Genomic DNA, 20,947 nt, shown 5'->3' with positions numbered 1-20,947 from the left:
GGAAAATCCGCGTCCTTACCAGTCGATACTGCTTGACTTATTTGTCGAGACCAGCCGGCGGCCAGTTTTCGAGCTTCATGCCGAGCGTCAGGCCACGCGAAGCGAGCACTTCCTTGATCTCGTTCAGCGACTTGCGACCCAGGTTCGGCGTCTTCAGCAGCTCGTTTTCCGTGCGTTGGATCAGATCGCCGATGTAATAGATGTTCTCGGCCTTCAGGCAGTTCGCGGAACGAACCGTCAGTTCGAGATCATCAACCGGACGCAGCAGGATCGGATCGATCTGCGGCGCCCGCGACGGTGCTTCTGCCGCTGCTTCCGTGCCTTCCAGCGCTGCGAACACCGACAGCTGATCGACCAGAATACGCGCCGATTGACGGATCGCTTCTTCCGGCGAAATCACGCCGTTGGTTTCGATGTTCATCACGAGCTTGTCGAGGTCAGTACGCTGTTCGACACGCGCGCTTTCCACGGCGTAGCTCACACGGCGAACCGGCGAGAACGACGCATCCAGCACGATACGGCCGATGATCTTGGCCGATTCTTCGCCGTAACGACGCACGTTGCCCGGGACATAGCCACGGCCCTTTTCGACCTTGATCTGCACGTCGAGTTTACCGCCCTTCGACAGATGCGCAATTACGTGATCCGGGTTGATCACTTCGCAGTCGTGTGCGAGTTCGATGTCGCCAGCCGTGACAACGCCTTCGCCTTCCTTGCGCAGCGTAACCGTCACTTCGTCACGGTTATGCAGCTTGAACACCACGCCCTTCAGGTTCAACAACAGGTTGACCACGTCCTCCTGCACACCATCGAGCGTCGAGTATTCGTGCACGACGCCTGCGATCGTCACTTCGGTCGGCGCGTAGCCCACCATCGACGACAGCAACACACGCCGAAGCGCGTTACCCAAGGTGTGGCCATAACCCCGTTCAAACGGTTCCATGACCACTTTCGCGTGGCTTTCGCCAAGCGATTCAACAGCGATGATCTTGGGCTTCAACAAACTGGTTTGCATAGGTTTTCCTTTTCAATACCCTCGGCTCGTTACACCGATAAGGCTGACCGGTAACAACCTGAAAATAAACAGCCGAGGTGCCCCCTTGCCTAACGCAATCGGGGAACCTCGGCCGTCAATCCGATTAGCGCGAATACAATTCGACGATCAGGCTTTCGTTGATGTCGCCAGCGATGTCGCTGCGTTCCGGCATTTGCTTGAACGTGCCTTCGAACTTCTTCGAATCGACAGCAACCCACTGCGGCAGACCGCCCTGTTCGGCGAGCGACAGCGCTTCGAGAATACGAGCCTGCTTCTTCGACTGTTCGCGCACGGCAACCACGTCGCCAGCCTTGACTTGCAGCGACGGGATGTTCGCGACGACGCCGTTCACCGTGATCGACTTGTGGCTCACGAGCTGACGCGCTTCAGCGCGCGTCGAACCGAAGCCCATGCGATACACGACGTTGTCCAGACGCGACTCGAGCAGCTTCAGCAGGTTTTCACCCGTGTTGCCCTTCCGACGGTCGGCTTCAGCGAAGTAACGGCGGAACTGGCGCTCGAGCACGCCGTAGATACGCTTCACTTTTTGCTTTTCGCGCAGCTGCGTGCCGTAGTCGGACGTACGTGCGCCCGAGGTACGGCCATGTTGACCAGGCTTGCTGTCAAGCTTGCACTTGTCAGCGAGCGAACGACGGGCGCTCTTCAGGAAGAGATCGGTGCCTTCACGGCGAGACAGCTTGGCTTTAGGGCCGATATAGCGTGCCACTTTGCATTCCTTCTATGATTGATCACGTGAACTCTCATTCACGCTAGTCCGAACCCTTTGGGTCGAACGGTGGGCTTAGTCAATTCAATAACGCAAGCAGCCTGCTACCGCCGTTAGCGGCAACAGGCGCAAGCGGAGCAAGCGTCTTAGATACGACGACGCTTCGGCGGACGGCAGCCGTTGTGCGGAACCGGCGTCACGTCGGAGATCGCGGTGATCTTGATGCCAAGACCATGCAGCGCGCGCACCGCGGATTCACGGCCAGGGCCAGGGCCCTTGATCCGCACTTCGAGGTTCTTCACGCCGTATTCCATCGCCACGCGACCAGCCGATTCAGCTGCGACCTGAGCTGCAAACGGGGTCGACTTACGCGAACCCTTGAAGCCCTGGCCACCCGACGTCGCCCAAGCCAATGCATTGCCTTGACGATCGGTGATCGTGATGATGGTGTTGTTGAACGACGCGTGAACGTGAACCACGCCCTCGGCGACGTTCTTCTTGACCTTCTTGCGAACGCGTTGCGCCGCGGAGTTGTTCGAAGCCTTAGCCATTACGTTTTCCTGTAACTGTCAGTCCCGCTTACTTCTTCAGCGATTGCGCTGCACGACGCGGACCCTTGCGCGTACGGGCATTCGTACGCGTGCGCTGGCCACGCAGGGGCAGGCCCTTACGATGACGCACGCCACGATAGCAGCCGAGATCCATCAGGCGCTTAATGTTCATCGTCGTTTCACGGCGTAGATCGCCTTCAACGATGAACTTGCCGACCTCTTCACGCAGCTTTTCGAGGTCTGCGTCGTTCAGGTCCTTGACCTTCTTCGAAAATGCCACACCAGCTGCGACGCAAATGTCGCGCGAGCGCGTGCGGCCGATACCGTAAATTGCCGTCAAGCCGATTTCGGTATGCTGGTGGTTCGGGATGTTAACCCCTGCGATACGAGCCATTGTTTTTCCTCAAACAAAAAGCGCAAACAAAAGCGCGGCGTTCAGCCTTGACGCTGCTTGTGGCGCGGATCAGAGCTGCAAATCACGCGAACGACGCCCTTGCGCTTGATGATCTTGCAATTGCGGCAAATGCGCTTAACCGATGCCATCACTTTCATGATATTACCCTTTTTTCAAATCACTTCGCCCGGAACACGATCCGCGCACGCGACAGATCGTAAGGCGTCAATTCAACCGTCACCTTGTCGCCCGGAAGGATACGGATGTAGTGCATCCGCATCTTGCCGGATATGTGTCCCAATACGACATGGCCGTTCTCCAGCTTCACCCGAAAGGTAGCGTTGGGGAGGTTTTCGATAACCTCGCCCTGCATCTGGATTACATCGTCTTTGGCCATAAGTCCTTTCAACGCATCGGGACGCCGCCGCCCTTGAAGTTAGCCTTCTTCAGCAGCGACTCATACTGTTGCGACATAACGTACGACTGCACCTGCGCCATGAAATCCATTGTGACGACGACAATGATCAGCAGCGACGTTCCACCAAAATAAAACGGCACATTCCAGCGCAGCACCAGAAACTCGGGCAGTAAGCAAACGAACACGATGTAGATCGCACCGGCCAGCGTCAGACGCGTCAGGATGCGGTCGATATAGCGCGCCGTCTGATCACCAGGACGAATACCCGGGACGAATGCACCACTCTTCTTCAGGTTGTCGGCCGTCTCTCTGCTGTTGAACACCAGCGCGGTGTAGAAGAAGCAGAAGAACACGATCGCCAACGCGTACAGCAACACGTACACCGGCTGACCGGGCTTGAGCGCCTCGGCCAAGTTGTGCAGCGTGTCCGAGAACCACCCGGTCCGCGAACCCGAACTGAACCAGTTCAGGATGGTTGCCGGGAACAGGATGATCGACGATGCGAAGATCGGCGGAATCACGCCCGACATGTTCAGCTTCAACGGTAGGTGCGACGACTGTCCGCCATAAATCTTGTTGCCGACTTGCCGCTTCGCGTAGTTCACAAGAATCTTGCGCTGGCCGCGTTCAATGAACACCACCAGAAACGTCACTGCAGCAATCAGCGCGACCACGATAATCGCCGAGATGATGCTCATCGACCCGGTGCGAACCAGTTCGAATAGCCCACCGATCGCATTCGGGAAACCCGCTGCGATACCGCCGAAAATAATGATCGAAATGCCGTTACCCAGACCGCGTTCCGTGATTTGCTCACCGAGCCACATCAGGAACATCGTGCCGGTCACGAGCGTCACAACCGTCGTCAGCCGGAAGACCATGCCAGGATCGATCACCAATGCCGGCTGGTTCTCCAGCGCAACAGCGATACCGAAAGCCTGGAATGTGGCAAGAAGCACCGTGAAGACACGCGTGTACTGCGTAATCTTCCGTTGACCCGCCTGTCCTTCCTTCTTCAGCGCTTCGAGCTGTGGCGAGACGATCGCCAGCAACTGCATGATGATCGACGCTGAGATATACGGCATGATCCCAAGCGCGAAAATCGTGAACCGCGAAAGTGCGCCACCCGAGAACATGTTGAACATGCCAAGGATGCCGCCCGACTGGCTCTGAAACAACTTTGCCAGCTGGTCCGGGTCGATACCCGGCACCGGAATATGCGCGCCAATACGGTAGACGACCAGCGCCAGCAGCAGGAACACTGCACGCCGACGCAGATCGCCGAACTTCGCCGCGCTCCGACCGGGTTTTGCGAGACTCGGGCTGTTAGCCAAGTACCTTCTCCGATGCAAATGCTAGTGACGGCAATCGACTTGCACGTTACTCGGCGAACGAACCGCCGGCTGCTTCGATCGCGGCGCGCGCGCCCTTCGTCGCAGACAGACCCTTCACAACGATCTTGCGCTTCAACTCGCCCGTCGCAATGATCTTGGCGCTGGTCATCAGCTCGCCGATCAAACCGGCTTGCTTCAGTGCCAGCAAATCGATGTCGTCGACCGGCAGCTTTTCCAGATCGCCGAGGCGTACTTCACCGACGAATTCCTTCGTCAGCGAGGTAAAGCCACGCTTCGGCAGACGGCGTTGCAGCGGCATTTGACCGCCTTCGAAGCCGACCTTGTGGAAGCCACCCGAACGCGACTTCTGACCCTTATGACCACGGCCAGCGGTCTTGCCGAGACCGGAGCCGATGCCGCGACCAACGCGACGCTTTGCATGCTTCGCGCCTTCAGCCGGCTTCAGGTTATTCAATTCCATTATCAACTCCTTGAGTGCCCGAACGGCCGCTTAGCCGATGACCTTAACGAGGTACGAGACCTTGTTGATCATGCCGCGCACAGCCGGCGTGTCCTGCAGCTCGCTAACCGAGTTCAGGCGACGCAGGCCAAGACCGCGCACCGTGGCGCGGTGCGATTCGCGGGTCCCAATCAGGCTCTTGACGAGCTGAACCTTGACAGTTTTATCAGACATGGTGACCACCTTAGCCCAGAATGTCTTCGACGGACTTACCACGCTTCGCCGCGATGTCAGCCGGCGTCGACTGCTTGCGCAGACCATCCAGCGTCGCACGAACGAGGTTGTACGGGTTCGTCGAACCGTGGCTCTTGGCCACAACGTTTTGCACGCCCATCACGTCGAACACAGCGCGCATCGGGCCGCCAGCGATAACGCCGGTACCATCCTTCGCCGGAGCGAGGAGAACCGTCGATGCGCCGTGCTTACCGTGCACTTCGTGTTGCAGCGTACCGTTCTTGAGCGGTACCTTGAACATGTTGCGGCGGGCTTGTTCCATTGCCTTTTGAACAGCGACCGGAACTTCCTTGGCCTTGCCCTTGCCCATGCCGACGCGGCCATCACCGTCGCCAACCACGGTCAGTGCGGCGAAGCCGAGAATACGGCCACCCTTCACGACCTTGGTCACGCGGTTGACCGAAATCATCTTTTCGCGAAGGCCGTCGTCGCGTTCGTCAGCCTGAACTTTCGCTTGCATCTTTGCCATGACGAATTCCTTCCTTAGAACTTGAGCCCGGCTTCACGCGCAGCATCAGCCAGCGCCTTCACGCGGCCGTGGTAGCGGAAACCCGAGCGGTCAAAGGCGACGGATTCGATGCCGGCAGCCTTAGCCTTTTCTGCAATGCGCTTGCCGATCAGGGTCGCAGCAGCAACGTTGCCACCCTTGCCCGACTGGTCGGCCAGTTGCGCACGCACTTCGGCTTCGAGCGTCGATGCGCTGGCGAGCACCTTAGTGCCGCACGGCGAGAACACTTGCGCATAGATGTGCGTGTTCGTGCGATGCACGGCCAGACGCGCGACTTGCAGCTCAGCGATCTTGACACGCGTCTGACGAGCGCGGCGCAGGCGTGATTGAGTCTTATCCATGATTGCGCACCCTTACTTCTTCTTCGTTTCTTTGAGGATCACAACCTCGTTGGCATAGCGCACGCCCTTGCCCTTATAGGGCTCCGGCGGACGATAGCCGCGCACTTCTGCAGCGACCTGGCCAACTTGTTGCTTATTGATCCCCTTGATCACGATTTCGGTTTGCGACGGGGTTTCAGCCTTGACGCCTTCCGGCATCTGGTGCACCACCGGGTGCGAGAAACCCAGCGACAGGTTCAGCTTGTCGCCTTGCGCTTGCGCACGATAACCGACGCCAACCAGCGTCAGCTTGCGCTCGAAACCCTTGGTCACGCCTTGCACCATGTTCGCGACCAGCGCGCGCATCGTGCCCGACATCGCATTTGCTTCGCGGCTTTCGTCAACAGGCTCGAACTTCAGCGTGCCGTTGTCGTTCACCACTTTTACGAGGCGATTCCCGTTTTGCGAGATCGTACCTAGCGGGCCCTTGACGGTAATGCGCTCGTCGCTCAGGGCCACTTCGGCGCCTTGCAGCGCGATCGGGCTTTTACCTACTCGAGACATGTTTCTTCTCCCTTCGGTTTTAAGCGACGTAGCAGATGACTTCGCCGCCGACGCCTGTAGCGCGCGCCTTGCGGTCCGTCATCACACCCTTCGGCGTCGAAACGATCGCAACGCCGAGGCCATTCATGACCTGCGGGATATCGTTGCGGCCGCGGTACACACGCAGACCAGGCTTCGAGACGCGTTCGAGGCGCTCAATAACCGGACGGCCAGCGTAGTACTTCAACGCGATGTTCAATTCCGACTTCGCACCTTCAGCCTTAACTGCGAAATCGTCGATATAGCCTTCATCCTTCAGGACTTGCGCGATCGCAACCTTGACTTTCGACGAGGGCATCGTCACCGAAACCTTCTCAACCATCTGCGCGTTGCGGATGCGAGTCAGCATATCGGCGATAGGATCACTCATGCTCATTTACGTTTCTCCTATTACCAGCTCGCCTTGGTCAGGCCAGGGATCTCGCCGCGGAACGCGATTTCACGAATCTTGTTACGCGCCAGCCCGAATTTACGGAACGTGCCACGCGGACGACCAGTGATTGCGCAACGATTGCGCTTGCGGGTCGGGTTCGAATTGCGCGGCAGTTGTTGCAGCTCGAGACGAGCCGCATAACGCTCTTCTTCCGACTTGCTTTGGTCGTCGATGATTGCCTTCAGCTCGGCACGCTTAGGTGCGAACTTGGCAGCCAGGCGCGCACGCTTCTTTTCACGTTCGATCAGTGCCAGTTTAGCCACGGTAACCTCAGTTTCTGAACGGGAACTTGAAGCTGGCGAGCAGTGCCTTTGCTTCATCGTCAGTCTTCGCAGTCGTTGTGATGCTGATATTCAGCCCACGCAACGCGTCGATCTTGTCGTAGTCGATTTCGGGGAAAATGATCTGCTCTTTCACACCGATGTTGTAGTTGCCACGACCGTCGAATGCACGGCCCGACACGCCACGGAAGTCACGCACCCGCGGGAGCGCAACCGTCACGAAACGGTCGAGAAATTCGTACATTGCCTGGCCACGCAGCGTGACCATCGCGCCGATCGGGTAACCCTGACGGATCTTGAAGCCTGCGATTGCCTTGCGTGCCTTCGTGATGACCGGCTTCTGGCCCGCGATCTTCGTCAGATCGCCAACGGCGTTCTCGATGATCTTCTTGTCAGCGACGGCTTCGCCAAGACCCATGTTCAGGGTGATCTTGGTGATGCGCGGCACTTCCATCACGGACTTGTAACCGAACTTCTCGATCAGGCCGGGAACAACCTTCTCTTTATAAAATTCTTGCAAACGTGCCATTTTTTACTCCGCAGCGTCAGGCGCTCAGCACAGCACCGGTCGACTTCAGGAAACGAACCTTCTTGTCTCCCTCGACCTTGATGCCGACACGCGACGGCTTGCCATTCGCGTCGACCAGCGCGACGTTCGAAATATGCAACGGCATTGCCTTCGCTTCTACACCGCCCGTCGTACCCTTCATCGGGTTCGGCTTCACATGCTTCTTGGCGATATTGAGGCCTTCGACGGTCACACGGTCATCGGCAACAGCCAGCACAACACCGCGCTTGCCCTTGTCTTTACCGGTAACTACGACGACTTCATCACCTTTGCGAATCTTGTTCATCTCGGCTCCTTACAGCACTTCCGGCGCGAGCGAAACGATCTTCATGAAACGTTCGCTGCGCAGCTCACGCGTAACCGGCCCAAAGATACGGGTGCCGATAGGCTCGAGCTTGGTATTCAAAAGCACGGCTGCGTTGCCGTCGAACTTGATCAGCGAGCCGTCTTGACGACGCACGCCCTTGGCGGTGCGAACCACCACGGCGTTGTAGATTTCGCCTTTCTTCACGCGCCCGCGCGGCGTTGCTTCTTTGACGGTCACCTTGATGATGTCGCCAATGTTGGCATAACGACGCTTCGAGCCGCCGAGCACCTTGATGCACATGACTTCACGCGCACCCGTGTTGTCGGCCACTTCGAGCCGAGTTTCGGTCTGGATCATGGTTTATCTTTCCCAACTTAATCCGGTCACACCACCATGGCGCACCCGGTCAGTCTTGGTCCCGTCAGCCAATCGGCTGCTTGGGTATGAACAGCAGCGACGGCAAACGACACCCGCCATCGCAATCTGGTGATTCTGTCGACGTGGACTGACGCCCAAATCGCTTCCCCCACCTACGACTTCGCCCGCGATGGGGCTCCCACAAAGAGGGAAGACCGAGATTATAACAAATAATCTCGGTCTTGCAAGCGAAATCTACTGCGATTTCAACTACTTCTTACAGCTCAGCCGCTTTAGATGATTCGAGCAGCTTCAATCAGACGCGACACAGCCCAAGCCTTCGTCTTCGACACCGGACGAGTTTCCTGGATTTCAACGAGATCGCCCTCGTTGTACGTGTTCGCTTCATCATGAGCGTGGTACTTCTTCGAACGTACGACGTACTTGCCGTAGATCGGGTGCTTCACGCGGTGCTCGACCAGCACGGTTACCGTCTTGTCCATCTTGTTGCTGACGACCTTGCCGACCAGCGTCCGCTTGAGCGAGGTTTTTACGCTATCGTTCATTTCTGGTTCGCCTTCTCAGTCAGGACGGTCCGCACACGTGCGATGTCGCGACGAACCTTCTTCAGCTGGCTCGTGTTCGTGAGCTGCTGGGTCGCGAGTTGCATGCGCAGGCCGAATTGCGCCTTCAACAGGTCCGACAGCTCCTTGTTGAGCGCGGCCTGATCTTTCTGGTGAAGTTCGGATGCCTTCATCATTCACTCCTTAGGCGCCGAGCTGGCGAACCATGAACGTCGTCTTCAGCGGCAGCTTGGCTGCAGCCAGACGGAACGCTTCACGTGCCAGTTCTTCGGTCACACCGTCCATTTCGTACAGCATCTTGCCCGGTTGAATCTCAGCGACGTAGTACTCAGGGTTACCTTTACCGTTACCCATACGTACTTCAGCCGGCTTCTGCGAGATCGGCTTGTCCGGGAAAATGCGAATCCAGATGCGGCCGCCGCGCTTGATGTGACGCGTCATTGCACGACGCGCTGCTTCAATCTGACGTGCGGTCAGGCGGCCGCGACCGATAGCCTTCAGACCGTATTCACCGAACGACACCGCGTTACCACGCGTTGCGACGCCCGTGTTACGACCCTTCTGCTCTTTGCGATACTTCCTGCGTTTCGGTTGCAGCATCGTTATTCTCCAGTCTTACCGTCGCCAGCACCGCCTCGGCGCGGAGCACCACGGCGAGCACCTGCCGGTGCACCTTCACCATCGCGACGCGGGCGTCGATCGCCCGGACGTGCGTTGCGGCGCGGACGCTTTTCTTCGGCGACTTCTTCAACCACCGGAGCGTCGTTGCGGCCGAGCGTGTCGCCCTTGTAGACCCATACCTTCACGCCGATGATGCCGTACGTCGTCTTCGCTTCCGAGGTTGCGTAGTCGATGTCCGCACGCAGCGTGTGCAGGGGCACGCGACCTTCGCGATACCACTCCGTACGAGCGATTTCGATACCGTTCAGACGGCCCGCGCTCATGATCTTGATGCCTTGAGCACCCAGACGCATCGCGTTTTGCATCGCACGCTTCATCGCACGGCGGAACATGATCCGGCGTTCGAGCTGTTGCGTGATCGAATCGGCGATCAGCTGCGCATCCGTTTCCGGCTTGCGGATTTCTTCGATGTTCACGTGAACCGGAACGCCCATGCGCTTTTGCAGCTCGGCCTTCAGCAGTTCAATGTCTTCACCCTTCTTGCCGATCACGACACCCGGACGCGAGCTGAAAATCGTGATACGCGCGTTCTTTGCAGGACGCTCGATCACAACGCGGCCGACGGACGCGTTCTTCAGCTTCTTCTTCAGGTATTCACGAACACCGATGTCTTCCTGCAACATCGCCGCGAAATTGTTGTTGTTCGCGTACCAACGCGAAGCCCAATTGCGGCTGACGGCCAAACGGAAGCCAGTCGGATGAATTTTCTGTCCCATCGTATGGCTCCTTAATTCCCGACCGTCACAGTGATGTGACAGGATTGCTTCTCGATGCGGTTACCGCGACCCTTTGCGCGTGCGGTGAAACGCTTCAGCGAAGCAGCCTTGTCGACGTAGATGCTCGTGATCTTGAGCTCGTCGATATCGGCGCCTTCGTTGTGTTCCGCATTCGCGATCGCAGACAGCACGACCTTCTTAACGATACCCGCCGCCTTCTTCGGCGAGAACGTCAGAACGTTCAGCGCCTTGTCGACCGGCAAACCACGAATCTGGTCAGCCACAAGGCGCGTTTTCTGCGCCGAGATGCGGGCACCGCGATGAATTGCTTTCACTTCCATCTTGATTGCCCCTTATTTCTTGGCCTTCTTGTCGGCCGCGTGACCCTTGAACGTACGGGTCAGTGCGAACTCGCCAAGCTTGTGGCCGACCATGTTTTCCGTGACGTACACCGGAACGTGTTGACGGCCGTTATGAACGGCGATCGTCAGACCGATGAAGTCCGGCAGGATCGTCGAACGACGCGACCAGGTCTTGATTGGCTTCTTGTCGCGCGATGCTGCAGCCGCCTCAACTTTCTTCAGCAAATGGGCGTCGCAGAACGGACCTTTTTTAATAGAACGTGCCATTGCCTACTCCTTAACGCTTGTGACGGCGCTGGACGATCATGCTCGTCGTGCGCTTGTTGCTACGGGTGCGATAACCCTTCGTCGGCGTGCCCCACGGGCTCACCGGATCGCGACCTGCAGCCGTCTTGCCTTCACCACCACCGTGCGGGTGATCGACCGGGTTCATTGCAACGCCACGCACCGTCGGGCGGATACCGCGCCAGCGGTTCGCGCCAGCCTTACCGATTTGACGGAGGCTGTGCTCTTCGTTGCCTACTTCACCGATCGTCGCGCGGCACTCGATGTGAACGCGGCGGATTTCGCCCGAGCGCAGACGAACCTGCGCGTAGGTGCCTTCACGAGCCAACAGCATCGCCGACGTACCAGCCGAACGCGCCATTTGCGCGCCCTTGCCCGGCAGCATTTCGATGCAGTGAATCGTCGTACCAACCGGAATGTTGCGGATCGGCAGCGTGTTGCCTGCGCGGATCGGAGCTTCCGAACCCGACATCAGTTGCTGGCCAACCGTCACGCCCTTCGGAGCGATGATGTAGCTACGTTCGCCATCTGCGTACACGACCAGCGCGATGTTCGCGCTACGGTTCGGATCGTACTCGAGGCGTTCGACCTTCGCGGGAATGCCATCCTTCGTGCGACGGAAGTCGACGATACGATAGTGCTGCTTGTGACCACCACCCTTATGACGCGTGGTGATACGACCGTTGTTGTTACGGCCGGCGGTCTTGCTCTGCGTGTCGAGCAGCGGTGCGTACGGCTTGCCCTTATGCAGATCCTTGTTGACCACCTTGACCATCGCGCGGCGGCCCGGCGAAGTCGGCTTAACTTTCACGATTGCCATGATTACTTGGCCTCCGCTTCAAAGTTGATTTCCTGGCCGGGCTTCAGGCAGACGTACGCCTTCTTCACGTCCTTGCGCTTACCCATGAAACGGCCAAAGCGCTTTGCTTTGCCCTTCTGGACCAGCACGTTGACGGAATTGACTTCCACCTTGAACAGCAGCTCGACAGCAGCCTTCACTTCCTGCTTCGTAGCGTCCGGCGCAACTTCGAACACGACTTGCTCGTTCTTGTCAGCCACCAGCGTCGCCTTTTCGGAGATCACCGGCGCGAGCAGAACTTGCATCAAACGATGATCGTTTTTGCGAACTTCGCTCATGACAGCAACTCCTCGATCTGGGCGACCGCAGCCTTCGTGATCAGCACTTTCTTGAAGTAGATCAGCGACAGGGGGTCGGCGTAACGCGGCTCGACAACGGCCACGTGGGCCAGATTGCGCGACGCGAGGTACAGGTTTTCGTCAACCGTGTCGGTGATGACCAGCACGGAGTCGAGACCCATCGCCTTGAACTTTTCGGCCAGCAGCTTCGTCTTCGGCGCTTCGAGCGTCAGCTCGTCGACAACCGCGATGCGGCCTTCGCGGGCCAGCTGCGAGAAGATCGAGCAGAGACCTGCGCGATGCATCTTCTTGTTGACCTTGTGCGAGAAATTTTCTTCCGGCGAATTCGGGAAGATGCGACCGCCGCCACGCCACAACGGGCTCGACGACATACCGGCACGAGCACGGCCCGTACCCTTCTGTCGCCACGGCTTCTTCGTGGTGTGCTTGACCTGCTCACGGTCCTTCTGAGCGCGGTTGCCGCTACGTGCGTTCGCCTGATAAGCGACGACGATCTGGTGGATCAGGGCTTCGTTGTAGTCACGGCCGAACACGACGTCCGACGCGTTGACTGCTGCGCCTTCCTGACCGTTGGCATTCAGGAGCTTAAGTTCCATTATTTCGCTCCTTTCACGGCACGCGCCTTCACAGCCGGCGTCACGAAAACCTTGCCGCCCTTCGCACCCGGAACAGCACCCTTGACCAGCAGCAGCTTGCGATCTGCGTCGATACGTGCGATTTCGAGGTTCTGCACGGTGACCGTCTCGTCACCCATATGACCCGTCATGCGCTTACCCGGGAAAACACGACCCGGATCCTGCGCCATACCGATCGAACCCGGCACGTTGTGCGAACGCGAGTTACCGTGCGATGCACGGCCCGAAGCGAAGTTGTAGCGCTTGATGGTACCGGCGTAGCCCTTACCGATCGAGGTGCCTTGCACATCGACCTTCTGGCCCACTTCGAAGAGATCCACACCGATCACTGCGCCATTCGACAGCTCGGCAGCCTTGACGGCGTCGATCTGGAATTCCTTGAGGATTTCACCGGCTTGAACACCGGCTTTGGCGAGATGACCTGCGAACGGCTTCGTCACGCGCGATGCACGGCGCGTACCGAAGGCAACCTGAACGGCCGTGTAGCCGTCGGTTTCAACAGTCTTGATCTGCGTCACGCGGTTGTCGGACACGTCCAGCACGGTGACGGGAATCGAATCCCCTTCAGCCGTGAAGATACGGGTCATGCCAACCTTGCGACCTACGAGTCCAAGGCTCATCGTTTTCTCCATTCCCGACTGCGATTGGTCGGGGCTAATTTACAAAATGCCGAGCGTTTCAGAGACGAATTGCAACGGCTTTTTTACGCAAATGCGCGAAAAGCCTTGCATTATAGCGAGGCTTTTCGTTTTCTGCAAGCAATCAAAGACTTAGCGGCATCCGCGAATCTGGATGCCGTCCGAGACCTTTACTGCAGCTTGATTTCGACGTCCACGCCAGCCGGCAGGTCCAGCTTCATCAGCGCGTCAACGGTCTTGTCCGTCGGATCGACGATGTCCATCAGGCGTTGGTGCGTGCGGATTTCGAGCTGGTCGCGCGACGTCTTGTTGACGTGCGGCGAACGCAGGATGTCGAAACGCTGAATGCGGGTCGGCAGGGGCACCGGACCGCGAACGATTGCGCCCGTCCGCTTTGCTGTGTCGACGATTTCAGCAGCCGATTGATCGATCAGACGGTAGTCGAATGCCTTCAGGCGAATGCGGATTTTCTGGTTCTGCATGACGAATTCCTTGGAAAGAGCGAGGCGATATTGCACCGCCGATTAGAAAAAGAGCGTAGGTCCGGGCGCCCGCTGAGCGCGAGTGCCCAGACCCGGGCACTGCATATTGCTACAGCAATCCGCGATTTTACTCGAGGATCTTGGCAACGACACCTGCGCCGACAGTACGGCCACCTTCGCGGATCGCGAAGCGCAGACCTTCTTCCATCGCGATCGGGTTGATCAGCTTCACCGTGATCGACACGTTGTCGCCCGGCATGACCATTTCCTTGTCCTTCGGCAACTCGATCGAACCCGTCACGTCCGTCGTACGGAAGTAGAACTGCGGACGATAGTTGTTGAAGAACGGCGTATGACGACCGCCTTCGTCCTTGCTCAGCACGTACACTTCAGCCGTGAAGTGCGTGTGCGGGTTGATCGAACCCGGCTTGGCCAGCACCTGGCCACGCTCCACATCTTCACGCTTCGTGCCGCGCAGCAGGATACCGACGTTGTCGCCTGCCTGACCCTGGTCGAGCAGCTTGCGGAACATTTCCACGCCGGTGCAGGTCGTCTTCACCGTCGGCTTGATACCGACAATTTCGATTTCCTCGCCGACCTTGACGACGCCGCGTTCAACGCGACCCGTCACCACCGTGCCGCGACCCGAGATCGAGAACACGTCTTCCACCGGCATCAGGAACGCACCGTCAACTGCGCGCTCCGGCGTCGGGATGTACGTATCCAGTGCGTCGGCCAGGTTCATGATCGCCACTTCGCCCAGCTCGCCCGTGTCGCCTTCCAGCGCCAGCTTGGCCGAACCCTTGATGATCGGCGTGTCGTCGCCCGGGAAGTCGTACTTCGACAGCAGCTCGCGCACCTCCATTTCCACCAGCTCGAGCAGCTCGGCGTCGTCCACCATGTCGCACTTGTTCAGGAACACGATGATGTACGGCACACCGACCTGACGCGCCAGCAGGATGTGCTCACGCGTTTGCGGCATCGGGCCGTCTGCTGCCGAGCACACCAGGATTGCGCCGTCCATCTGCGCTGCGCCCGTGATCATGTTCTTCACATAGTCAGCGTGGCCCGGGCAGTCGACGTGCGCGTAGTGGCGGTTAGCCGTTTCGTACTCGACGTGCGCCGTGTTGATCGTGATGCCACGTGCCTTTTCTTCCGGCGCCGCGTCGATCTGGTCATAGGCCTTCGCTTCGCCGCCAAACTTCTTGGTCAGCACCGTCGTGATCGCTGCCGTCAGCGTGGTCTTGCCGTGGTCAACGTGACCGATCGTGCCGACGTTCACGTGCGGCTTGGTCCGTTCGAATTTACCTTTAGCCATGGTTCTCTTCTTTCAAAAAGTTGTTCGATGATTGACTTCGCGAGGTCTTACTTCGACTTCGCGTTGATGATCGCTTCCGACACGTTACGCGGCGCTTCGGAATAGTGCTTGAATTCCATCGTGTACGTTGCACGACCTTGGCTCAACGAGCGCAGGGACGTCGAGTAGCCGAACATTTCCGACAGCGGCACTTCAGCGCGAACGATCTTGCCGCCGCCAATCATGTCTTCCATACCCTGAACAATACCGCGACGGCCCGACAGGTCGCCCATCACGTTGCCCATGTAGTCTTCCGGCGTTTCGACTTCGACAGCCATCATCGGTTCGAGGATGACCGGTTGAGCCTTGCGCATTGCTTCCTTGAACGCCATCGAGCCGGCCATGCGGAACGCATTTTCGTTCGAGTCAACGTCGTGGTACGAGCCAAACGTCAGGTGAACCTTGACGTCGACGACCGGGAAGCCTGCCAGCACGCCTGCCTTCAGCGTTTCCTGGATACCCTTGTCGACCGCGGGGATGTATTCGCGCGGAATCACACCACCCTTGATCTCGTCGAGGAACTCGTAGCCCTTGCCTTGCTCATTCGGCTCGAGCGTGATGACCGCGTGGCCGTATTGGCCGCGACCACCCGACTGCTTGACGAACTTGCCGTCAACGTCTTCCGCCTTGCCGCGAATCGTTTCGCGGTAAGCAACCTGCGGCTTGCCGACGGTAGCTTCAACGCCGAATTCGCGCTTCATACGGTCAACCAGAATTTCCAGGTGGAGCTCGCCCATGCCCGAAATAATGGTTTGACCCGATTCTTCGTCCGTTTGAACGCGGAACGACGGATCTTCCTGAGCCAGACGATTCAGCGCCAGACCCATCTTTTCCTGGTCAGGCTTCGTCTTCGGCTCAACAGCCTGCGAAATCACCGGCTCCGGGAAAATCATGCGTTCGAGCACGATCGGGCTTTGCGGATCGCACAGCGTGTCGCCGGTCGTTGCGTCTTTCAGTCCGACTGCAGCAGCGATGTCGCCTGCGCGCACTTCCTTGATTTCTTCGCGCTGGTTCGCGTGCATCTGCAGAATACGACCGAGACGTTCCTTCTTGTCTTTGGTCGCGTTCAGCACGGTGTCGCCCGAATTCACGACGCCCGAGTACACACGGAAGAAGATCAGCTGGCCGACGAACGGGTCCGTCATGATCTTGAATGCCAGTGCCGAGAACTTTTCGTCGTCGGCAGCGCGGCGCTCACCCTTTTCGCCGTTTTCCAGTTCGCCCGTAACCGGCGGAATGTCGACAGGCGACGGCAGGAAGTCCAGAACGGCGTCCAGCATACGTTGTACGCCCTTGTTCTTGAACGCGGTGCCGCACAGCATCGGCTGAATTTCGCAAGCGATCGTACGGTCGCGCAGACCCTTGATGATTTCCGCCTCCGACAGCTCGCCGTCTTCGAGGTACTTGTTCATCAATTCTTCGCTCGACTCAGCCGCGGCTTCGATCATCTTTTCGCGCCATTCGTTGCACGAATCGACCAGTTCAGCCGGGATGTCTTCGTACGAGAACTTCGTACCTTGGGACGCTTCGTCCCAAATGATCGCCTTCATCTTCATCAGATCGACGACGCCCGTGAAGTTCTCTTCCGCGCCGATCGGCACGACGACGGGAACCGGGTTCGCCTTCAGACGCAGCTTGAGCTGGTCGTAGACCTTGAAGAAGTTCGCGCCGGTGCGGTCCATCTTGTTGATGAACGCGAGACGGGGAACCTTGTACTTGTTCGCCTGGCGCCACACCGTTTCCGACTGCGGCTGCACGCCGCCCACAGCGCAGTAGACCATGCACGCACCGTCGAGCACGCGCATCGAGCGCTCGACTTCAATCGTGAAGTCGACGTGGCCCGGGGTGTCGATGATGTTGATACGGTGCTCGGCGCGGTCGCCTGCCATGCCTTTCCAGAACGCCGTGGTAGCAGCGGACGTGATGGTAATACCACGTTCCTGTTCCTGCTCCATCCAGTCCATGGTGGCGGCGCCGTCGTGCACTTCACCGATCTTGTGGTTCACGCCGGTATAGAACAGGATGCGCTCGGTCGTCGTCGTTTTGCCGGCGTCGATGTGAGCGCTAATACCGATGTTGCGGTAGCGCTCGATAGGTGTCTTGCGAGCCACTTTAATCCTCTATTGGGATGACACGATGGAAACCAGTCCATCGCGCTCTAACACAAACGGGCGAGGCGCTTTGTAAGCGCACCCGCCCGGAATTTCTTTCCGCTTTACTGCCAGCCCGGGGACGGGATGCTTAGAAACGGAAATGCGAGAACGCCTTATTGGCTTCTGCCATCCGGTGAACTTCGTCGCGCTTCTTCATCGCGCCGCCACGGCCTTCAGCCGCTTCGGAGAGTTCACCAGCCAGACGCAGAGCCATCGACTTCTCGCTGCGCTTCTTCGCGGCTTCACGCAACCAACGCATCGCCAATGCCATACGACGCGACGGACGCACTTCGACCGGAACCTGATAGTTCGCACCACCAACGCGACGGCTCTTCACTTCGACCACCGGCTTCACGTTGTTGAGCGCTACCGTGAACACTTCCAGCGGGTCCTTGCCACCCTTGGTCTGGATCTGTTCGAAAGCGCCGTACACGATGCGCTCGGCAACCGACTTCTTACCGGAGAGCATCAGCACGTTCATGAATTTTGCAACATCAACGTTACCGAACTTCGGATCCGGCAACACTTCCCGCTTGGGAACTTCGCGACGACGCGGCATGTTTCTTCCTTTAACTTTTCAGTTGGAGCGGCGCTTTCATGCACCCACCCCGCGGCCACCAACTAACCCGATTCATCCATAACGACTTACCAGCCTGGTCGGGTGACCACTTACTCGACAGCACCGGCTCTCCGGCACCACCGCTAAACCGCTCTTGCGAGCGACCTGTTACTGCTGACCGGCTGCTTACTTGCCAGCCTTGGCACGCTTCGCACCGTACTTCGAGCGAGCTTGCTTACGATCCTTGACGCCCTGGGTATCCAGCGAGCCACGAACCATGTGGTAACGCACACCCGGCAAGTCCTTCACACGGCCGCCGCGGATCAGCACGACCGAGTGTTCCTGCAGGTTGTGGCCTTCACCACCGATGTACGAAATGACTTCGAAGCCGTTCGTCAGACGAACCTTGGCGACCTTACGGAGCGCCGAGTTAGGCTTCTTAGGTGTCGTGGTGTACACACGGGTGCACACGCCGCGACGCTGGGGGCAGTCCTGCAAGGCCGGGCTCTTGCTCTTCGTCGTTTCCGACGTGCGGCCTTTGCGAACCAGTTGATTGATGGTTGGCATTGTTTATTCCTGAAATTGAACAAAATCGACGCGTTCGTTTCTGGGCAAAGCAGAAAATGACGCGTTTCTGACTACTGCTGACTTCCAGCCTTGACGTGTCGGCGACGAGCTTGCATCGCACGCAATCCCGCCAAGAACCGGAACCTAGCATCATATTCCGAAAATCCCAAACGAGTCAACAGGTTGCGTCGATTCGAAAGGGTTGGCGGGCTGTTCGAACTCAATCCGCGGCGACGACTTCGAGCAGCTCGTCGCCGAAACGGTCGAGCTTGCGCGCGCCCATGCCGGGAATGTGGCGCAAATCTTCGAGCGATTCCGGGGAATTACGCGCGATTTCGGCCAGCGTGGCGTCGTGGAAAATGACGTACGCCGGTACGCCATCGCTCTTCGCGGTTTCGGTGCGCCAAGCGCGCAGGCGGTCCCAACGCGCTCGCTCGCGTGAATTCATGCCCGCTGTCGGATCGGCCCGTTCGCTTGTGCGTCCCGAAGATTGACGCGTGCGCACCGGCTTCACATAGCGACGCATCGTCACTTGTTGCTCGCCTTTTAGCACGGGCTTACTGGCTTCAGTCAGCACGAGGGCGCCGAAACCGTCGTGATCGACGGTGAGAAATCCGAATGCGACCAACTGGCGAAACACCGCACGCCATTCATGCTCGGACAACGCCGCGCCGATTCCGAAGGTGCTCAGCTTCTCGTGGCCACGCTGCAGAATCTTCTCAGTACGATTGCCGCGAAGAATGTCGATCAGATGTCCTGCGCCGAAATTGAAGCCGCTAGCGCGCTGCGCACGAAACGCGCATGACAGCGCCATCTGCGATTCACGCGTCGCATCCCACGACGCCGGCGGCTCGAGACATGTATCGCAGTTGCCGCACGGCTTGCCCTCTTCGCCGAAGTAAGCGAGCAGCCGCACGCGCCGGCACGTCGCGGCTTCACACAAACCGAGCAACGCGTCGAGCTTGCCGGTTTGCACGCGCTTATGCGCGTCGTCGGCTTCGGATTCGTCGATCATCTTGCGCTGCTGCACGACGTCGCCGAGACCGTACGTCATCCAGGCGTTCGCCGGCAAACCATCACGGCCGGCACGCCCCGTCTCCTGGTAATAGCCTTCGACGCTCTTCGGCAAATCCAGATGCGCGACAAAGCGCACATCCGGCTTGTCGATGCCCATGCCGAACGCAATCGTCGCGCACATCACGACGCCTTCCTCGCGCTGAAACATCTCCTGATGCCGCTGACGCACTTCGAATTCCATGCCCGCGTGATATGGCAGCGCGCGCACTCCCTGCCCTTTCAGCCACTCGGCCGTTTCCTCGACCTTGCGGCGCGACAGGCAATACACGACGCCCGCGTCAGTCGTGCCGTCCGTGCGCGTGTGTTCCGCGCGGATGAAGTCGAGCAGTTGCGAACGCGCGTTGTCCTTCTCGACGATCCGATAGCGGATGTTCGGTCGATCGAAGCTCGACACGAACACACGCGCGTCGTCGAGCGCCAGGCGATGGATGATTTCGTCGCGTGTGATCGCGTCGGCGGTGGCGGTCAGCGCGATACGCGGTACCGAAGGGAACCGCTCGTGCAACACCGAAAGCTGGATGTACTCGGGCCTGAAATCGTGGCCCCATTGCGACACGCAATGCGCTTCGTCGATGGCGAACAAGCCGATGCGCGCGCGTTCGATCAGATCGAGAAAGCGCGGCGTCATCAGCCGTTCAGGGGCGACATACAGCAGATCGATTTCGCCCTCACGCAACGCGCGCTCCGTCGCGGCTGCATCGGCGCCCGACAGCGTTGAGTTCAGATACGCCGCGCGCACACCGACTTCCCTCAGCGCCGCCACCTGATCTTGCATCAACGCGATCAGCGGCGACACGACGATCCCTGCGCCCAACCCAGCTTCGCGGCGCACCAGTGAAGGAATCTGATAGCACAGCGATTTGCCGCCGCCAGTCGGCATCAGCACCAGACAGTCGCCGCCTGAAGAAACGTGTTCGACGATTTCGCCCTGCTGCCCTCGAAACGCGGGATAACCGAAAACTTCGTTGAGGATCTGGAGCGAACGGGACATGAAGGAGAGAGAAAAGTGCGCGGAGCGGGTGACACGAATTTTACCAACGCAATCGCACTTCGCCCGAGCTTTGTCGTGTAACTGGCCGTCCGGCAGAGTCCGAAAGGCATA

At 58.7% G+C, this 20,947-nt stretch carries 33 protein-coding genes; all 33 read right to left on the bottom strand.

Features of this window, described 5'->3' with window-relative positions; translation table 11 throughout:
* Positions 1-37: 37 nt before the first annotated feature.
* Positions 38-1,015, bottom strand: coding sequence for a DNA-directed RNA polymerase subunit alpha (locus SB822_RS29305; protein WP_007730697.1), 978 nt, complete (start codon positions 1,013-1,015; stop codon positions 38-40).
* 124 nt (positions 1,016-1,139) lie between these two features.
* Positions 1,140-1,763: a 30S ribosomal protein S4 gene (rpsD, locus tag SB822_RS29300; protein WP_007730694.1), complete on the bottom strand. Its 624-nt coding sequence runs from the start codon at positions 1,761-1,763 to the stop codon at positions 1,140-1,142.
* A 146-nt stretch (positions 1,764-1,909) separates the two neighbouring features.
* Entirely contained in the window at positions 1,910-2,314 is a 405-nt protein-coding gene (rpsK, locus tag SB822_RS29295; protein WP_006052224.1) for a 30S ribosomal protein S11, read from the bottom strand.
* Positions 2,315-2,342: 28 nt separating this feature from the next.
* The gene (gene rpsM, locus SB822_RS29290; RefSeq protein ID WP_006052223.1) at positions 2,343-2,708 is read right to left on the bottom strand and encodes a 30S ribosomal protein S13; all 366 of its coding nucleotides are present in this window, start codon (positions 2,706-2,708) and stop codon (positions 2,343-2,345) included.
* A 41-nt stretch (positions 2,709-2,749) separates the two neighbouring features.
* Positions 2,750-2,866 (bottom strand): 50S ribosomal protein L36, encoded by a 117-nt coding sequence (rpmJ, locus tag SB822_RS29285; protein ID WP_004199844.1) that lies wholly within the window; start codon positions 2,864-2,866, stop codon positions 2,750-2,752.
* 20 nt (positions 2,867-2,886) lie between these two features.
* A complete protein-coding gene (gene infA, locus SB822_RS29280; RefSeq protein ID WP_004521905.1) occupies positions 2,887-3,105 on the bottom strand; it encodes a translation initiation factor IF-1 in 219 nt (72 codons plus the stop codon).
* 8 nt (positions 3,106-3,113) lie between these two features.
* Entirely contained in the window at positions 3,114-4,460 is a 1,347-nt protein-coding gene (gene secY / locus SB822_RS29275) for a preprotein translocase subunit SecY (protein ID WP_009770931.1), read from the bottom strand.
* Between the two features lie 46 nt (positions 4,461-4,506).
* Positions 4,507-4,941, bottom strand: a complete 435-nt coding sequence (rplO, locus tag SB822_RS29270) for a 50S ribosomal protein L15 (RefSeq protein ID WP_007730611.1) — start codon at positions 4,939-4,941, stop codon at positions 4,507-4,509.
* 30 nt (positions 4,942-4,971) lie between these two features.
* Positions 4,972-5,154, bottom strand: a complete 183-nt coding sequence (gene rpmD / locus SB822_RS29265) for a 50S ribosomal protein L30 (RefSeq protein ID WP_007730608.1) — start codon at positions 5,152-5,154, stop codon at positions 4,972-4,974.
* A gap of 10 nt (positions 5,155-5,164) precedes the next feature.
* Positions 5,165-5,683: a 30S ribosomal protein S5 gene (gene rpsE / locus SB822_RS29260; protein WP_007730604.1), complete on the bottom strand. Its 519-nt coding sequence runs from the start codon at positions 5,681-5,683 to the stop codon at positions 5,165-5,167.
* 14 nt (positions 5,684-5,697) lie between these two features.
* On the bottom strand, positions 5,698-6,063 hold the full coding sequence (gene rplR, locus SB822_RS29255; RefSeq protein WP_007730600.1) for a 50S ribosomal protein L18: 366 nt from the start codon (positions 6,061-6,063) through the stop codon (positions 5,698-5,700).
* A 12-nt stretch (positions 6,064-6,075) separates the two neighbouring features.
* Entirely contained in the window at positions 6,076-6,606 is a 531-nt protein-coding gene (rplF, locus tag SB822_RS29250; protein ID WP_007730598.1) for a 50S ribosomal protein L6, read from the bottom strand.
* Between the two features lie 19 nt (positions 6,607-6,625).
* Entirely contained in the window at positions 6,626-7,021 is a 396-nt protein-coding gene (gene rpsH / locus SB822_RS29245; protein WP_007730595.1) for a 30S ribosomal protein S8, read from the bottom strand.
* Positions 7,022-7,035: 14 nt separating this feature from the next.
* Positions 7,036-7,341, bottom strand: coding sequence for a 30S ribosomal protein S14 (gene rpsN / locus SB822_RS29240; RefSeq protein ID WP_007730586.1), 306 nt, complete (start codon positions 7,339-7,341; stop codon positions 7,036-7,038).
* Between the two features lie 7 nt (positions 7,342-7,348).
* Positions 7,349-7,888, bottom strand: coding sequence for a 50S ribosomal protein L5 (rplE, locus tag SB822_RS29235; RefSeq protein WP_006052214.1), 540 nt, complete (start codon positions 7,886-7,888; stop codon positions 7,349-7,351).
* A 16-nt stretch (positions 7,889-7,904) separates the two neighbouring features.
* Positions 7,905-8,213, bottom strand: coding sequence for a 50S ribosomal protein L24 (gene rplX / locus SB822_RS29230; RefSeq protein WP_009770932.1), 309 nt, complete (start codon positions 8,211-8,213; stop codon positions 7,905-7,907).
* A 9-nt stretch (positions 8,214-8,222) separates the two neighbouring features.
* Positions 8,223-8,591: a 50S ribosomal protein L14 gene (rplN, locus tag SB822_RS29225; protein WP_007730565.1), complete on the bottom strand. Its 369-nt coding sequence runs from the start codon at positions 8,589-8,591 to the stop codon at positions 8,223-8,225.
* A 293-nt stretch (positions 8,592-8,884) separates the two neighbouring features.
* Positions 8,885-9,157, bottom strand: a complete 273-nt coding sequence (rpsQ, locus tag SB822_RS29220; protein ID WP_007730563.1) for a 30S ribosomal protein S17 — start codon at positions 9,155-9,157, stop codon at positions 8,885-8,887.
* Positions 9,154-9,348, bottom strand: coding sequence for a 50S ribosomal protein L29 (gene rpmC, locus SB822_RS29215; protein ID WP_007180130.1), 195 nt, complete (start codon positions 9,346-9,348; stop codon positions 9,154-9,156). The genes rpsQ and rpmC overlap by 4 nt, the downstream gene beginning before the upstream one ends.
* Positions 9,349-9,358: 10 nt before the next feature.
* Positions 9,359-9,775 carry a 50S ribosomal protein L16 gene (gene rplP, locus SB822_RS29210; RefSeq protein WP_007730545.1) on the bottom strand — a complete coding sequence of 139 codons (417 nt, stop codon included), beginning with the start codon at positions 9,773-9,775 and terminating at the stop codon, positions 9,359-9,361.
* A gap of 2 nt (positions 9,776-9,777) precedes the next feature.
* Positions 9,778-10,572, bottom strand: a complete 795-nt coding sequence (gene rpsC / locus SB822_RS29205) for a 30S ribosomal protein S3 (protein WP_007730536.1) — start codon at positions 10,570-10,572, stop codon at positions 9,778-9,780.
* Positions 10,573-10,583: 11 nt separating this feature from the next.
* On the bottom strand, positions 10,584-10,913 hold the full coding sequence (gene rplV / locus SB822_RS29200; RefSeq protein ID WP_007730533.1) for a 50S ribosomal protein L22: 330 nt from the start codon (positions 10,911-10,913) through the stop codon (positions 10,584-10,586).
* 12 nt (positions 10,914-10,925) lie between these two features.
* A complete protein-coding gene (rpsS, locus tag SB822_RS29195; protein ID WP_006998484.1) occupies positions 10,926-11,201 on the bottom strand; it encodes a 30S ribosomal protein S19 in 276 nt (91 codons plus the stop codon).
* Positions 11,202-11,211: 10 nt separating this feature from the next.
* Positions 11,212-12,039 (bottom strand): 50S ribosomal protein L2, encoded by an 828-nt coding sequence (gene rplB, locus SB822_RS29190; RefSeq protein WP_007730527.1) that lies wholly within the window; start codon positions 12,037-12,039, stop codon positions 11,212-11,214.
* A 2-nt stretch (positions 12,040-12,041) separates the two neighbouring features.
* On the bottom strand, positions 12,042-12,356 hold the full coding sequence (gene rplW / locus SB822_RS29185) for a 50S ribosomal protein L23 (RefSeq protein ID WP_007730525.1): 315 nt from the start codon (positions 12,354-12,356) through the stop codon (positions 12,042-12,044).
* A complete protein-coding gene (gene rplD / locus SB822_RS29180; protein ID WP_007730523.1) occupies positions 12,353-12,973 on the bottom strand; it encodes a 50S ribosomal protein L4 in 621 nt (206 codons plus the stop codon). Before rplD ends, rplW begins: the two co-directional genes overlap by 4 nt.
* Positions 12,973-13,632, bottom strand: coding sequence for a 50S ribosomal protein L3 (gene rplC, locus SB822_RS29175; RefSeq protein WP_410856218.1), 660 nt, complete (start codon positions 13,630-13,632; stop codon positions 12,973-12,975). Before rplC ends, rplD begins: the two co-directional genes overlap by 1 nt.
* A gap of 188 nt (positions 13,633-13,820) precedes the next feature.
* Positions 13,821-14,132, bottom strand: coding sequence for a 30S ribosomal protein S10 (gene rpsJ / locus SB822_RS29170; protein ID WP_006998489.1), 312 nt, complete (start codon positions 14,130-14,132; stop codon positions 13,821-13,823).
* A gap of 127 nt (positions 14,133-14,259) precedes the next feature.
* Positions 14,260-15,450 (bottom strand): elongation factor Tu, encoded by a 1,191-nt coding sequence (tuf, locus tag SB822_RS29165; protein ID WP_063497539.1) that lies wholly within the window; start codon positions 15,448-15,450, stop codon positions 14,260-14,262.
* 47 nt (positions 15,451-15,497) lie between these two features.
* The gene (gene fusA, locus SB822_RS29160) at positions 15,498-17,600 is read right to left on the bottom strand and encodes an elongation factor G (RefSeq protein ID WP_007733823.1); all 2,103 of its coding nucleotides are present in this window, start codon (positions 17,598-17,600) and stop codon (positions 15,498-15,500) included.
* Positions 17,601-17,730: 130 nt separating this feature from the next.
* Positions 17,731-18,201 carry a 30S ribosomal protein S7 gene (rpsG, locus tag SB822_RS29155; RefSeq protein ID WP_006053291.1) on the bottom strand — a complete coding sequence of 157 codons (471 nt, stop codon included), beginning with the start codon at positions 18,199-18,201 and terminating at the stop codon, positions 17,731-17,733.
* Positions 18,202-18,387: 186 nt separating this feature from the next.
* Entirely contained in the window at positions 18,388-18,768 is a 381-nt protein-coding gene (gene rpsL / locus SB822_RS29150) for a 30S ribosomal protein S12 (RefSeq protein ID WP_006053290.1), read from the bottom strand.
* 220 nt (positions 18,769-18,988) lie between these two features.
* A complete protein-coding gene (gene recQ, locus SB822_RS29145) occupies positions 18,989-20,836 on the bottom strand; it encodes a DNA helicase RecQ (RefSeq protein ID WP_007578357.1) in 1,848 nt (615 codons plus the stop codon).
* Between the last annotated feature and the right edge of the window lie 111 nt (positions 20,837-20,947).

It is taken from the genome of Paraburkholderia sp. SIMBA_054 (assembly GCF_046534875.1).
GTDB classification, from domain to species: domain Bacteria; phylum Pseudomonadota; class Gammaproteobacteria; order Burkholderiales; family Burkholderiaceae; genus Paraburkholderia; species Paraburkholderia hospita.
This window is presented reverse-complemented; position numbering and strand designations above follow the sequence as displayed.